We start from the raw sequence: 13783 nt of genomic DNA, 5'->3' as shown, positions 1-13783 counted from the left end.
CCCCGGACTGTGGAATGGCGGCTGATCAGAAGTCGAGCTGATACCCCAGGGTAATAGTGCGGCCACGGCCCTGGAAGTAATACTCGTCACTGACCCGGGCAGACTGGGAGTAGTAGGTGAAGTAGTCCTTATCCAGCAGGTTCTCGATACCGAGGGAAACCTTCCCGGCACGGGTCTGGTAGATCACGGAGCCATCCAGCAATCCGTAACCGTCGAAATCCAGGTCGTCGCCCTCAATGTCCCGATCCAGGAACTGGCTGAACTGCAGGTGGCTGGACAACGCTGGTGTCCAGGCCGCTGACCAGCTCAACCTGAAGGTTTCCGGCGCAATGTTGATGCCGCTCAGCTTGGTGTCCACATCGCCATCACCGTCGGTATCGGATTTGCCCGCGGCATAGGTGTAGGAGAACGCCAGGTTATGTGCTTCGTTCAGGTCCGCATCGGCCGTCACTTCCACACCCTGGATCTCGGTTTTTTCCCGGCTGCCAACCCAGGTGCCATTCACTTCGGTCAGGCGCTCACCAAAGTCCGAATCCGACTCGTAGTAACTCACCTCCAGATGGTAGCGGTCCCAGTCGAACCGGGTACCAATTTCGCGGTTGTCCGTCACAATGGGTTGTAGTTGCAGCAGGTTATCGACGTCCTGACCGGGGTCACCGATACCTCGCAGCACACGGCCCACATCCGGCATGCCAAAACCCTCGGAATAGTTGGCAAACAGCTGTATATGGTCGGTGGCCTGGTAGACCACACCCGCGTTGAACAGGGTCTCGTTGAAGTCCGGGTTGCCACCCTGGACGGTGACGTTGTCCTGGGTGACATTGCTGCGGTCGATGGTGTTGTAGGTGTCCACCTTGAGATCCGCCTGTTCGTGGCGAACGCCGGTATGCAGAGTCAGACTATCAGTAACCGCAATATCGCCCTGCAGGAAGGCCGCGTAATTGCGAAACTGCGACTTGGGTACGTAAGTCCGCCCTGTTTCGACCAACATCTGCCGGGTTTCATCCTCGAGGACATCCAGCCCGGTTGTCAGGGTGAGGTGATCGTTCAGCAAACCGTCCCGGGTAAGGGTGAATTTGGCGCCCAGTTTGTCGGATTCGTTACGGGTCTGGTCCAACTGGGAATTGCCGTTGCTATCCACATACGGAAAGTAGGGGGTGGTGGCAAACCGGGCCCGGAAGGTCTGGCTGTAGAACTGGGTATCCACCTGGTTGCCCAGCCAGTCGCCATGGGAATACGAGAGACGGGCGGTGGTAACTTCATTGTATCCGGGCTCACCATCGGGAATACCCGGGCGCGCCATGGTGGGTACGCCATTATCGCGGTCACCGGGCACCGGCACGTAACCACCCATGCCTTCAAGCTCAAAGCGGTTGATGAAAAACCCCACGTTCTGGTCGTCGTCCAGCCAGTAGCCCAGCTTGGCGAGAACGTCGTAACTTTCCGAGTTCTGGAGTTCGCCGGGGTAGGCAACGCCCACCAGACGGTCCTTGCCGTCGTAGAAGATGCCCCGTTCCTGGATATTTCCGCCCAGCAGATAATCCCAGCGGCCCTGCTGTCCACTGACCCGGTAACCCACCTTGTAGCCCTGGCCGTCGGAATCCACATCGTCGTCACTGGTAACGCTGGCGGAGACGGACTGGGACATCCGGCCGCTTTCGGGCCTACGGGTCACAAAATTGATGATGCCGCCGGTGGCGCCCAGGCCATGCTCGGCACTGGCGCCGTGGATCACCTCAATGCGCTCGACCATGTCCAGGTCGATGGTGTAACTGTCCCGCGCACTGTCCCGTAGCGGGTTGCTCTGGGGCACACCGTCCACCAGGAACAGGGGCGACCGGCCCCGGAAGGTTTCACCGGCATTGGACAGTTTCTGGCGGCCCGGGGAATAGGAGGGGATCAGGTTGCTCAGCACCTGGCCGGGGTCATTGGTAATTGCCTGCTGCTGCTCGATCTGCTCACGGGTAATGATGGTCGTTTTCTGCGGAGTCTCTCCGGCCGTACTTTTGTTGCGCGTGGCAGTAATAACCAGATCAGGCAGGGCTTCGGCGTTACCGCCAGATGGGTTGTTCGAGGAGGATTGCGCCAGCACAGCGCCGGGAACGGCCGCCATGGCCAGGGCCAACAGCAGGGGACGTGACTCCGGAGTTTTCATAGACAGTTCTCGAATTGTTAATGCATTTGGCCCACATCTTCTGGATGACAGGCATTACCTCATGTTAATGAGGTGCAAATGCTAACAATTATCATTGTCTAAATCAAAGCCACGATAACTCACTTCATGAGACATTTGACTGCCAGCCGGGAAACGGAATTCAACTCTACCCCGTCCGACGTTGCGTAATCGGTGATTTGCTGTTTCATACTCCGGGCCCAGAACTTCTTGATATGGTTAGCAACTACCTCGGTCGCCTCGCTCTCATCGCCATGGTGGAGGTTATTGTCGCTGATCTGGTTGATCATCTTGATCAGGTTCTGGAGCTGTTGGTCACTCATCCTCGCATTCCTCAGAAGGTTGGTCATCACCACGGTTGTAGATCACGTGCCGTCCGGGACGAGCAAAACCAATCAGCGTCATGCCGGCCTTTCCCGCCTCCCGGACAGCCAGGGCCGTGGCCGCAGAGACCGCGACCAGGCAACGGATACCAACGCTGGCGCTTTTGTGCACCATCTCGAAACTGGCGCGGCTGGAAATCAGCGCAAAGCCGTCATCAAAGGCTGTGTCGCCGAATTCCCGTGTACGCGCACCGATCAGTTTGTCCAGTGCGTTGTGGCGACCGACATCTTCCCGGGCCAGCTCAATGCGACCCTGGTTGTCGCACCAGGCGGCGCCGTGAGTGGCCCCGGTCTGTTTCTGCAGGGGCTGGTGGTTCCGAAGATTGCGCAGGGCCTGCTGTACCAGCTCGTCACCCGGCACCGTGTGGATCGGCACCCGGGGTATCGCCCGGACGGCGTGGGCCAGGGATTCGGTGCCACACAGCCCGCACCCGGTCCGTCCTGTCATGTTCCGTCTCTGTTTCCGCAACCGTGCAAAACACTCACCCGCTATGTGCATCTCGATGGAAATGCCGTCTTCCACCATCACCACATCCAGTTGGAACAGTTGGTCCGGGCGGTCCAGAACGCCTTCAGTGAGGCTGAAGCCCAGCGCAAAGTCCTCCAGATCGCAGGGGGAGGCCATCATTACCGCATGGGAGACGCCGTTGTACACCATCGCCACGGGCACTTCTTCGGCCACCAGGTCCTGCCCTGGCGCGCCCTCAATTCCACCACAAACCTCCACGGCGGTCTGACGGACCGCCGGGAAATCTTTGGGCGAATCGGGGCCAGTGGCTGCCACGGCAGCTGATTCCGGACTACTTGAGCGCCGGCGCATCAGACGGCTCCGTGTGACCAGCCTCAGATTTCAGTAACTTGAGCTGACGCTGGTCGAACTGCTCGAAATGGCGCTGCCATTCCGACGGCTGGGACACCTTCTCCACCTGAACCGCCGTCACCTTGTATTCCGGGCAGTTGGTGGCCCAGTCGGAGCTGTCGGTGGTGATCACATTGGCGCCACTGCCCGGGTGATGGAAGGTGGTCCAGACCACCCCCGGCAGCATGCGGTCACTGATCCTCGCCCGCAGAACCGTCTGTCCCACGCGGCTGGTGATGCCAAGCCAGTCGCCCTCACGAATACCGCGCAGTTCGGCGTCGCTGGGGTGAATCTCCAGTACATCCTCGTTATGCCACTGGCTGTTCTCGGTGCGACGGGTTTGCGCGCCTACGTTGTACTGGCTCAGGATGCGCCCGGTGGTCAGCAGCAGCGGGAACTTGCGGTTGGCTTTCTCCTCGCTGGCGACATACTCAGTAACCGCGAACTTGCCCTTGCCGATCGGGAAATCCAGGGTGTGCATGGTCGGCGTGCCGCCCGGATGTTCCTCGTTGCAGGGCCACTGGATACTGCCCAACTCGTCCAGTTTGTCGTAACTGACACCGGTGAACGTTGGCGTCAGCCGGGCGATCTCGTCCATGATTTCGGAGGGGTGATTGTAGTGCATGGGGTAGCCCAGGGCGTTAGACAGGGCCATAGTCACTTCCCAGTCCTCCAGGCCCGCCACCGGTGCCATTACCTTACGCACCCGGTTGATGCGGCGCTCGGCGTTGGTAAAGGTGCCATTCTTCTCCAGGAAGGTGGAGCCCGGCAGCAGCACGTGGGCGTACTTGGCGGTTTCGTTCAGGAAGATGTCCTGCACGATCAGGCAATCCAGCGAGCTGAGCGCTGCCTCCACATGTTGGGTATTGGGATCGGACTGGGCAATGTCCTCGCCCTGCACATACATGGCCTTGAAGCTGCCGGCAATGGCAGCATCAAACATATTGGGAATCCGCAGCCCCGGTTCGTCGTCAATGGCCACGCCCCAGGAGTCCTGAAACTTGGCCCGCACGGCCGGGTCGCCCACATGCTGGTACCCTGGCAGTTCGTGGGGGAAGGAGCCCATGTCGCAGGAACCCTGAACGTTGTTCTGGCCCCGCAATGGGTTCACACCCACCCCTTCACGGCCGATGTTGCCGGTGGCCATGGCCAGGTTGGCGATGCCCATGACCATGGTGGAACCCTGGCTGTGCTCGGTGACACCCAGGCCGTAGTAAATGGCACCGTTGCCCGCTTCGCCGTATGCGCGGGCGGCTTCCCTTACCCGTTCGGCGGGGACGCCGGTCACCGCTTCCAGGGTTTCCGGCGAATTGCGTTCCTCGCAGATGAACTCACGCCACTGTTTGTACTGCCTGGATTCGCAGCGGCTCTCGATAAAGGCCTTGTCCTCCAGACCCTCGGTCACAATCACGTGGGCCAGGGAATTCACCATGGCCACGTTGGTGCCCGGGCGTAGCGGCAGGTGAATGCCCTCGGTGCCGTGGGGCGTTTTCAGCAGGTCGATGCGGCGCGGATCAATCACAATCAGTTTTGCACCCTGGCGCAGGCGACGGCGCATCAGCGAAGCAAACACCGGGTGGGCATCGGTAGGGTTGGCGCCGATCACAACGATGGTGTCCGCTTTCATCACCGAATCGAAGGTCTGGGTACCGGCGGATTCGCCCATAGTGGTCTTCAGACCAAAGCCGGTGGGGGAATGACACACCCGCGCACAGGTATCGGTGTTGTTGTTACCGAACGCCGTCCGGATCAGTTTCTGAACCAGGTAGGTTTCCTCGTTGGTGCAGCGGGAGGAAGTGATGCCACCAATGCTTTCCCGGCCATATTTCGCCTGGGTGTCCCTGAGTTTCTTCGCCGAAAACTCGATGGCCTCGTCCCAGGACACCACTTTCCAGGGGTCGTTGATGGAGTCCCGGATCATCGGTTCCTTGATGCGGTCCTTGTGGGTGGCGTAGCCGAAGGCAAAGCGCCCCTTCACGCAGGAGTGGCCGTGGTTGGCGTCGCCACCCTTGTAGGGCACCATGCGCACCAGCTGGTCGCCTTTCATTTCCGCCTTGAACGAGCAGCCCACGCCGCAGTAGGCGCAGGTGGTCACCACACTGTGCTCGGGCTGGCCGGCGTCGATCACGCTCTTTTCCATCAACGTGGAGGTGGGGCAGGCCTGCACGCAGGCGCCGCAGGACACACACTCGGAATCCATGAACGGGTCGTTCTGGCCGGCGGAGACCTTGGAATCAAAACCACGGCCGTCGATGGTCAGGGCGAAGGTGCCCTGCACTTCCTCACAGGCACGCACACAGCGGGAGCAAACGATGCACTTGCTGGGGTCGAAGCTGAAGTAGGGGTTGGAGTCGTCCACTTCCGCATCCAGGTGGTTCTCGCCCTCGAAGCCATAGCGCACTTCCCGCAGACCCACGGCACCGGCCACGTCCTGCAGTTCGCAGTTGCCATTGGCCGGACATGTGAGGCAGTCCAGCGGGTGATCGGAAATGTACAGCTCCATGATGTTACGCCGGAGCTTCGCCAGTTTGCCGTTCTGGGTGGTGACCGCCATGCCTTCGGAAACCGGCGTGGTACAGGACGCGGGATAACCCCGTCGACCTTCGATTTCCACCGCGCACATGCGGCAGGAGCCAAAGGCTTCCAGGTTGTCCGACGCGCACAGTTTGGGGATATTGATGCCCGCCAGGGTTGCTGCCCGCAGCACCGAAGTGCCTTCAGGCACAGCGATGTCGGTGCCGTCGATGGACAGGCTGACCAGGGTTTCGGATGTACTCGGCGGCGTTCCATAGTCGATGTTCGGGTTCGGGCCGCTCTTGCCGGGATCGGTCTTACTCGGGTCGTAATAGTGCAACATTGTTATTGCCTCCACTCGCGTCGGTCAGGCCGTCAGGTCGTCCGGAAAATGTTTCATCACACTCTGTACCGGGAACGGTGTCATACCGCCCATCGCACAAAGGGAGCCGTCAACCATGGTCTCGCACAGCTCTTCCAGCAGGACCAGGTTGGCCTCGCGGTTCTCGCCGGCGCGGATACGGTCGATCACTTCAACACCACGCACCGAACCGATCCGACAGGGTGTGCACTTGCCGCAGGACTCCACGGTGCAGAACTCCATGGCGAACCGGGCCTGTTCGCCCATGTCCACGGTGTCGTCAAACACCACGACACCTCCATGGCCGATACCCGCGCCGAGTTGGCCAAAAGCCTCATAATCCATGGGTGTTTCCCACTTACTCTCGGGCATGTAAGCCATCAGCGGCCCGCCCACCTGGACGGCTTTCATGGGACGGCCCGAGAAGGTGCCGCCGCCAAAGTCCTCCAGGATTTCCTTCAGGCTGACGCCGAACGCCAGTTCCACGAGACCGCCCTGGCGAATGTTGCCGGCCAACTGGACAGGCAAGGTGCCCCGGGACCTGCCCATGCCGTAATCCGCATAGGCCTGGCCGCCCTGACTGAGAATGAAAGGCACGGCTGCAAAGGACAGCACGTTGTTCACCACGGTTGGCTGGCCGAACAGGCCTTTGATGGCCGGCAGGGGTGGTTTGGCCCTCACCAGGCCGCGCTTGCCTTCCAGGCTTTCCAGCAGGGAGGTTTCCTCGCCGCAAATATAGGCGCCGGCCGCCAGGCGGACTTCCAGGTGGAACGCCCGGCCGCTGCCCCGGACATCGTTGCCCAGATAGCCTTCTGTTTCAGCACGATGGAGGGCTTCCTCAAGGATGCGGTGTGCCACCGGGTATTCCGAGCGCAGATAAATAAATCCGTGGGTGGCGCCCACCGCCAGTCCGGCAATGGCCATACCCTCGATCAGCATGTAGGGATCGCACTCCATCGCCAACCGGTCGGCGAAGGTGCCGGAATCGCCCTCGTCGGCGTTGCAGACAATGTACTTCTGCTGTTGCCAGGGCTCATCGTGCACCGTCTGCCACTTGATGCCGGTGGGGAAGGCCGCACCACCGCGGCCACGCAGGCCAGAGGCTTTTACTTCATCCACAATCGCCTGGGGAGACAGCAACACGGCCTTGTCGAGCCCGTCGAAGCCGCCATGGGCACGATAGTCGGCGATGGACAGCGGATCGGTGATGCCAATGCGGGAAAACGTCAGCCTTTGCTGGCGTTTGAGGTAGGGGATGTCCGCCACCGGGCCGAGAAACAGTGGGTGATCGGATTGGCCCTCGAACAGGCCGGCCTCGACCAGCCCCGGCACATCGTCCGGTTCAACCGGACCATAACCGATACGCCCTGTGGCCGTCTCGACTTCCACCAGGGGTTCCAGCCAGAACAGGCCACGGGAGCCGTTGCGCACGAGTTCGATATCCACGCCCCGGATACCCGCGTAGTGCTCGATCAGCCCTGCCACCTCGTCCGCCCCCATGGACAGCGCGGTGGTGTCGCAGGGCACATAAATTCTTGTCGCCATGATCAATGCTCCTGTCACTACCGGATAGCCAGCGTGGCCGTGGTGAGCTTGTCCGCCAGGCGATCAAACTTCTGCGGAGTAATCCGGCCGTGAATGTCATCGTTCACACGGATAGACGGCGCACAGGCGCAGTTACCCAGGCAGTACACCGGCTCCAGGGTGAATTCGTTATCGGCGGTGGTGCCGTGATAATCCACACCCAGGCGGGCCTTGATATGCGCTTCCAGGGCGCGACCGCCCATGGACTGGCAGGCCTCCGCGCGGCAGACGTGAATCACTTTGCTACCCACCGGGTGCGTACGGAAATGGTGGTAGAAGCTGATCACCCCGTGCACTTCGGCACGGGTCTGTTGCAGCGCTTCAGCAATGATGGCCACCGCACCCTCGGGAATGTAACCAATGCGGTTCTGGACAGCATGAAGGATGGGAAGGAGGGCGCCGGGCTTGTGTTTCAGGGCGTCCGCTTCGTCCCGGACCATGTCGGGTGTCCAGTCACCAGCGGTAGGCATTGCGGAGCCACCCCTTTGTTGGTTAACCTGCTCTGACATATGCATAACTGTTCCTACCTTTTTGTTCTGATGTAGCACTGGAACGCTAATGCGGCTAAGCTACCACCCAAGGACGGCGAACGGAATATGAACAATCATGCATAAAAAGAAACTTTCCATCTCGCCCGCCTGGATCTTCCAGACCGACGAGGGCGATCTGTTCGAGCCGGTGCTCTTCCACCTGCTGGAAAGTATCCGCGATAGTGGAAAACTCACCGCAGCCGCCGCTGCGGCCGGAATCTCCTACCGGCACGCCTGGAATCTGCTTAACCGGAGCGCCGACACCTTCGGTTTACCTCTGGTGCGAATGCGAAAAGGCCACGGCACCGAGCTATCTGCGCTGGGTGAAAAACTGCTTTGGGCCGACCAGCGGGTCAAGGCACGGCTGGGCCCTCAGATCGACAGCATGGCCTCCGAGTTCAACGACCAGATCCAGCAACTGCTGGCGGGCCAGCACCCGGTGCTCCGCCTGCACGCCAGCCACGGTTATGCCGTCGCCGTGCTGCCGGAATTTTCCGATCGGGTTGAAATCAACCTGCAATACCGCAACCCGGAGGAAGCACTGACCGCCCTCAACCGGGGCGAATGCGACCTGGCCAGCTTTCACTTTCCCACCTGCCCGGAGCGCGCCCGGGAAATCATGGCCCACTACCAACACCAACTGGCCGGCAACCGGTTCCGCCTGATTCGTTTTGTCACCCGTCGCGAAGGCCTGATGATGCGCAAAGACGCCCCGGTAAAAGTCCGGACCCTGGCTGAACTTGCCGAATCGGGGCTCCGCTTTATCGGCCGCGACCGACACTCCGGCACTCGCATCCTGTTCAACCTGCTACTGCGCCAGGCCGGGCTTGCAGAGGACAGCATCAACCGCTCGCCCCAGCATGAGTTCACCCACACCGCCGTCGCCGCTTTCGTGGCTTCCGGAATGGCGGACGTGGGCTTCGGCGTGGAAGCGGCCGCCAGCCAGTTCAACCTCGATTTCGTCGAGATGGCGAGCGAACATTACCTGCTGCTCTGCCACGAGGAGCGCCTGGCACAGGGCAACCTGTCGCACCTGATTGAGCTGATGCGTTCACAACCCTTCATCGACCGCATCCACCACCTTCCCGGATACGAGCCGGACAACCCCGGAACCATCACCACCTTTGAGCAGTTGCTCGCAGGCACCGGCTGAACCAGGGAGAGGATGTCGGTCAATGGTCAGGCATCAAAAAAGCCGGAAGTCGGTCACCCGACATTCCGGCTTTTCTTGGATGGGAACTGCCCGTGATTGCTCAGTCTTGGCGTAAATCCGGATTGAGCGTGTAGGTGCCAGTGACCCGCGCGCTGGCCAGAACATGGCCAGCCATGGCCTCACGAACCGCTGCGCCATCAAACTCTCCATCCAGGCCCAGGGTTTCAACATCCAGGGCATGCACTTCGTAGTGGTAATGATGGAGAATTTCATCGTTCCAGGGCGGACACGGGCCGTCGTAGCCGGCATAGGTGCCAGCCATGTCGGGATTACCGGCCAGGAACTGGGTGTAATTGTTCACGCCACGAATGCCGATCGGGCCGGGGCCGGGCTCCTTGCCCTTGGGAATAACGCCGTCACTGTCCTCGCCTTCGGGAATACGGGAAACGGATGCCGCCACATCCACCAGCAACCAGTGGAAGAAATCCACCCGGGGTATATCCTTCGACACCGTTTTGCCTTCCTGGTTAACATCATCCGCAACACTGGGCACGTCGGGATCGAACATCATCACCACGAAGCTCCTGGTGCCCTCGGGCGCGTCTTCCCATACCACTTCCGGATTGCGGTTGGGACCAAAGCTCATGTGGTCCTGTTCGCTGTAGACGCCAAATGCAAACTTCTCCGGCACCGGCTGACCTTCCTCAATACCTCGAACCTTGATTTTCACAGTCCTGTTCTCCTGTACCTTTGATGGTTTTGCTTGCCTGTTATCATGGTTTTAACAGTGGTGTCGTGGGTCTGTCCAGATCCATACCGTACCCAAGTCCAATTCGCAGACCGATTCCGGCGTGATACGGTTTGCTTTAATCCGCCGGAAAACCAGAGGAACACCATGAGTGACGACAAGCCAGGCAGCCCCCAGAGCCCTGACAGCCAGCAGGACGAAGACGCCATCGCCTTTGCCCAGGGACTGTTCGAATTGGCCCGCAATGGCGGTGCCGGCCCGCTCAGCGTGATGCTCAATGCCGGCGTGCCCGTGGACATACGCACCAATACCGGCGACAGCCTGCTGATGCTGGCCTGCAGCAACGGCCACAAGGACACCGCCCGCCTGCTGCTGGAACAGGGCGCGGACCCCAACCTGCCCAACGATCAGTTACAGACACCACTGACCAGCGCCGTCTATCAGGGCGATATGGACATTGTAGACCTGCTGCTGGCATCCGGTGCTGTCGTCGACCATCGTCCGACCGGCGCCAAAACACCGCTGATGGTCGCTGCCATGTTCAATCGTGTGGATATGATTGAGCGCTTGCTGGATGCAGGAGCGGACAAGTCGCTGGAGGACGGGGACGGTCAATCGGCCCTGGATCTGGCCAGGACCATGGGGGCGGACGAGGCTGTCGATCGCCTGGAGTAAGTGCACTGCAGGGCGAGCTTGAAGTCCGCCCTAAGCGGACTAACCCTTGGTCAGCTGCTGCAGCCGCATGTAAAACCGCTTGGCTTCCGCGTTCCCAAGCTCCATGGCTCGCTTCGCATCGATCTTGGCGGCGTCAAAATCCTGCAGGTGGCCGCCCGCCCTTATCAATGGCGATGGAAAGATACCCACTCGCCTGTGCGTACTCTTTGTTGATATACGCCATACGCCCGGCTTCGTAGTAAGCGTACGAAACCAACTGGCGAAGCCTGGGGTTAGTCCCCACATGGTGCTGCGCACTGTTAGCAAAGCTGATCATGGAAAGTGGCGACCCTCCCCATTTTGGGTCCAGCATTTCGATGTAGTATTTCCTTGCCAGATAAGTCGCCGGATAACGCTTAGTCGCCTGCTCCAATGTGCGGAGGGCGTCCGGGTACTGACCACCCGATTTGGCAATATTGATTCGCAGACAGTAGGCCCACAGTGCGCCAGCTTCCAGGCTCAACGCCCGGCTCAGATCGCTCTGCGCCCGATTCATGAACGCCACCATCCGATCAATATTTTTTTGAGGGGTTTCATCAATATACGCTCCACCACGGGCTTCCCAGCCACGGTGAACCAGATAGGTCGCACGGGCGAGATAACCCTGGTACTGCTGCGGGTACCGAGATATCCACCGATCAAAGAGAGCCTCCCAGGCCGGTTCGTCCTGCTGGAATACCTGATAGGCCTCGCGGAGTTGGGACTCGTGGTCGATCTCCGTCTTGACCGCCCGCAAGCTGTCGGCCAACACACTATTTAACTGGCCAAACTCTTCACCCTCGAAGAGCTTTCTTATCCGGAGGATCCTGCTTGCCGCAGGCTGTCGATAATCCGCCTGTGCTTTTGAACTGGAAGGGGGCGCCTTTGCTCGATCATTCAATACTTCCACGTTCCGTTTTTGTTGATTGGGCGGTGGCTTATCGCTGAAATGCGTGCGGCCATTCTCATCAACCCACTTGTAGACCCCCGCCTGAAGCCCAAACGATGCGCATAGGCAAAAGAGCGCTGCTATCTTGAATATTCTGGGCACAATACCTCCTTGGTTTAAACCAGTCAGGCGGAAGCAGGCATCGTGCTCATCGCGGTACTGGTTGACCGTGCCGTCCGGCAGGGTTTCGGTTTTGCCGACGATCTGCCCAACGCTGTTGTAGGTCAGGTCGTAGTCGAAGGCTGAGGTTTGGTTCAGCTCGGTGCTGACGTCAGTGACTTCCCCGTGGCCGTTGTAGCCAAATGTTTTGTTCAGGGTGCCATCATCCAGGCTTACCGGTAGACCATGGTCCGCGTGACGGCCGATGGTGAAGCCGTGGATGCCGGTTAACAGGCCGTCCCGATCGTATGTCAAATTAGTGCTGCCACCGGCATAGGTCACCTGGTTGACCTGGAAGTTAGTGTTGTGCTCGTACTGGATACCCTCGTTGAGTTCGCCCTGGTACCAGGTTTCCTTCAGCAGGCTGCCATCCCAGGTGTAGGAGAGGGTTTCACTGCCTTCACTGACCTGGCTGAGCTGGTCGCCATAGTGGTAGTCGTAGAGGATTGGCCCTTCCGGCGTCCGCAGTCATATTTGGGGTAGTGTGCACCCTTGGAGTATGCCTCGATCCTCCCACTAAGAATTAACGAATCAAAAGTAACAAGCATTACTACGGAGCAGTTGGATCAAATAGCCGGGACTAATCAGCACCGCCTGTGGTTTTCAATTGATCCAATGATATACCTCAGGTTTTCTAAGAAGGCCCCTCCCAAAGCGCCTCATTTTTACATACCCTAGTCGCGCACGCGATGGTTGGCCTATCTCAATGATCAGGAAGACGGCTCCCCTGATTAACATCAATAAAACCAACCTCGCCTCCAAATGGGAATCCCTTATAAAAAACCCAAAACACATTGTCGTTCCTAGAATCTCTGGCAATCTCCATCTCATAATAATTTCCATCCAAAAACAACCTAAATGAGTATGGCTGCGTTGGATGAGAGCCGGAAACGCCCTTAAAAGTACTGATGCTTTTCAGCGCTTCCAGGAGAGACTCTCGCTCAACGACCAAATCATCATGCCCTTGAATTTGATCGGCACTTACCAAGCTTGATTTAAGGAAATAAGTAAAAGCGAGATCTTTGCTCCCCATAAATGTCAAAAGGACAAGAGATATACTAGAAAAATATATTAATGCTCTTTTTAATCTCATATTAAATATAAAAAAGCAAAAAATAAAAATAGTTGCGATCAGAAATAAAATAGCGAAGACGCTAACAAAAGGAGAAACCATTGTTAAAAAATTAATCACATGACCCACCAATAAGTTTCCTCATAATAGCATCATAAACATCTGGTATATTTATAATGATCACATTTGATGTATAGGTCGCGTAGCCTGATCCTCCAATAGGTGCACCGACACCAATGCCGACTCCCCCGTATACACCCTCATAACCTTTTCCTCCAAATCCCCCGCCTTCAAATACGAGACCCTGGCCTCCATCGATACCAGTTTGAGCGCCGACACCAGCCAAATCGTAAATTGTGACGGCGTTACTAGATTCAGCATTTACTGTAATTGAAACACTTGGAGACTCTCCCCCGCCACCAACGATAGTCTGGACTCCCACGTTGCCACTACTGTCCCAAACTATATTGACTCCTGATGTACCCCCTACACCAAAGCCTCCGCTAGCATTAATAGAAATTCCAGCTGTTTCTAGTGTTCCGTCTGGGTAATCCGTTTATTTATTATCAATAACACTCAGCTTTGCTCGCGCCACTGAAGTCATA

General features: G+C 58.4%; 12 protein-coding genes. 2 read left to right on the top strand and 10 right to left on the bottom strand.

Annotation, left to right across the window (positions count from 1 at the left end; translation table 11 throughout):
* Nucleotides 1-25: 25 nt before the first annotated feature.
* The 6 genes from NLU14_RS14920 to NLU14_RS14895 all read right to left on the bottom strand — a co-directional run bounded on the left by NLU14_RS14920 (nt 26) and on the right by NLU14_RS14895 (nt 8389).
* Entirely contained in the window at nt 26-2155 is a 2130-nt protein-coding gene (locus NLU14_RS14920; protein ID WP_275707874.1) for a TonB-dependent receptor, read from the bottom strand.
* A 119-nt stretch (nt 2156-2274) separates the two neighbouring features.
* Nucleotides 2275-2496, bottom strand: a complete 222-nt coding sequence (locus tag NLU14_RS14915; protein ID WP_275707872.1) for a formate dehydrogenase subunit delta — start codon at nt 2494-2496, stop codon at nt 2275-2277.
* Nucleotides 2489-3376: a formate dehydrogenase accessory sulfurtransferase FdhD gene (gene fdhD / locus NLU14_RS14910; RefSeq protein ID WP_275707870.1), complete on the bottom strand. Its 888-nt coding sequence runs from the start codon at nt 3374-3376 to the stop codon at nt 2489-2491. The genes NLU14_RS14915 and fdhD overlap by 8 nt, the downstream gene beginning before the upstream one ends.
* Complete coding sequence (gene fdhF / locus NLU14_RS14905; RefSeq protein ID WP_275707868.1) at nt 3357-6272, bottom strand: formate dehydrogenase subunit alpha; 2916 nt, start codon at nt 6270-6272, stop codon at nt 3357-3359. Before fdhF ends, fdhD begins: the two co-directional genes overlap by 20 nt.
* A 24-nt stretch (nt 6273-6296) precedes the next feature.
* On the bottom strand, nt 6297-7835 hold the full coding sequence (locus NLU14_RS14900; RefSeq protein ID WP_275707865.1) for a formate dehydrogenase beta subunit: 1539 nt from the start codon (nt 7833-7835) through the stop codon (nt 6297-6299).
* A gap of 17 nt (nt 7836-7852) precedes the next feature.
* On the bottom strand, nt 7853-8389 hold the full coding sequence (locus NLU14_RS14895; RefSeq protein WP_275707863.1) for a formate dehydrogenase subunit gamma: 537 nt from the start codon (nt 8387-8389) through the stop codon (nt 7853-7855).
* A gap of 91 nt (nt 8390-8480) precedes the next feature.
* Between NLU14_RS14895 and NLU14_RS14890 the strand changes: the two genes are divergently transcribed.
* A complete protein-coding gene (locus NLU14_RS14890; protein WP_275707861.1) occupies nt 8481-9557 on the top strand; it encodes a substrate-binding domain-containing protein in 1077 nt (358 codons plus the stop codon).
* A gap of 100 nt (nt 9558-9657) precedes the next feature.
* On the opposite strand, the gene NLU14_RS14885 is transcribed toward NLU14_RS14890, so the two are convergent.
* Nucleotides 9658-10287, bottom strand: coding sequence for a YbhB/YbcL family Raf kinase inhibitor-like protein (locus NLU14_RS14885; RefSeq protein WP_275707859.1), 630 nt, complete (start codon nt 10285-10287; stop codon nt 9658-9660).
* Between the two features lie 165 nt (nt 10288-10452).
* On the opposite strand from NLU14_RS14885, the gene NLU14_RS14880 reads away from it, so the two are divergent.
* Nucleotides 10453-10980 carry an ankyrin repeat domain-containing protein gene (locus NLU14_RS14880; RefSeq protein WP_275707857.1) on the top strand — a complete coding sequence of 176 codons (528 nt, stop codon included), beginning with the start codon at nt 10453-10455 and terminating at the stop codon, nt 10978-10980.
* Between the two features lie 133 nt (nt 10981-11113).
* On the opposite strand, the gene NLU14_RS14875 is transcribed toward NLU14_RS14880, so the two are convergent.
* The 3 genes from NLU14_RS14875 to NLU14_RS14865 all read right to left on the bottom strand — a co-directional run bounded on the left by NLU14_RS14875 (nt 11114) and on the right by NLU14_RS14865 (nt 13620).
* Nucleotides 11114-12553, bottom strand: a complete 1440-nt coding sequence (locus NLU14_RS14875) for a DUF4124 domain-containing protein (RefSeq protein WP_476738651.1) — start codon at nt 12551-12553, stop codon at nt 11114-11116.
* A gap of 256 nt (nt 12554-12809) precedes the next feature.
* Nucleotides 12810-13307, bottom strand: coding sequence for a hypothetical protein (locus tag NLU14_RS14870; protein WP_275707853.1), 498 nt, complete (start codon nt 13305-13307; stop codon nt 12810-12812).
* Nucleotides 13291-13620 carry a hypothetical protein gene (locus NLU14_RS14865; protein WP_275707851.1) on the bottom strand — a complete coding sequence of 110 codons (330 nt, stop codon included), beginning with the start codon at nt 13618-13620 and terminating at the stop codon, nt 13291-13293. The genes NLU14_RS14870 and NLU14_RS14865 overlap by 17 nt, the downstream gene beginning before the upstream one ends.
* Nucleotides 13621-13783 lie beyond the last annotated feature (163 nt).

Source organism: Marinobacter iranensis (assembly GCF_029207565.1).
In the GTDB taxonomy this organism is placed as follows: domain Bacteria; phylum Pseudomonadota; class Gammaproteobacteria; order Pseudomonadales; family Oleiphilaceae; genus Marinobacter; species Marinobacter iranensis.
The sequence above is the reverse complement of the archived record's forward strand: the minus strand, read 5'-3'. Positions and strand labels throughout refer to the sequence as shown.

Bases quoted from the DNA above. Each gene is read 5' to 3' on its own strand.
- NLU14_RS14920 (WP_275707874.1), bottom strand. From the start codon at position 2,155: ATGAAAACTCCGGAGTCACGTCCCCTGCTGTTGGCCCTGGCCATGGCG.
- NLU14_RS14915 (WP_275707872.1), bottom strand. From the start codon at position 2,496: ATGAGTGACCAACAGCTCCAGAACCTGATCAAGATGATCAACCAGATC.
- fdhD (WP_275707870.1), bottom strand. From the start codon at position 3,376: ATGCGCCGGCGCTCAAGTAGTCCGGAATCAGCTGCCGTGGCAGCCACT.
- fdhF (WP_275707868.1), bottom strand. From the start codon at position 6,272: ATGTTGCACTATTACGACCCGAGTAAGACCGATCCCGGCAAGAGCGGC.
- NLU14_RS14900 (WP_275707865.1), bottom strand. From the start codon at position 7,835: ATGGCGACAAGAATTTATGTGCCCTGCGACACCACCGCGCTGTCCATG.
- NLU14_RS14895 (WP_275707863.1), bottom strand. From the start codon at position 8,389: ATGCATATGTCAGAGCAGGTTAACCAACAAAGGGGTGGCTCCGCAATG.
- NLU14_RS14890 (WP_275707861.1), top strand. From the start codon at position 8,481: ATGCATAAAAAGAAACTTTCCATCTCGCCCGCCTGGATCTTCCAGACC.
- NLU14_RS14880 (WP_275707857.1), top strand. From the start codon at position 10,453: ATGAGTGACGACAAGCCAGGCAGCCCCCAGAGCCCTGACAGCCAGCAG.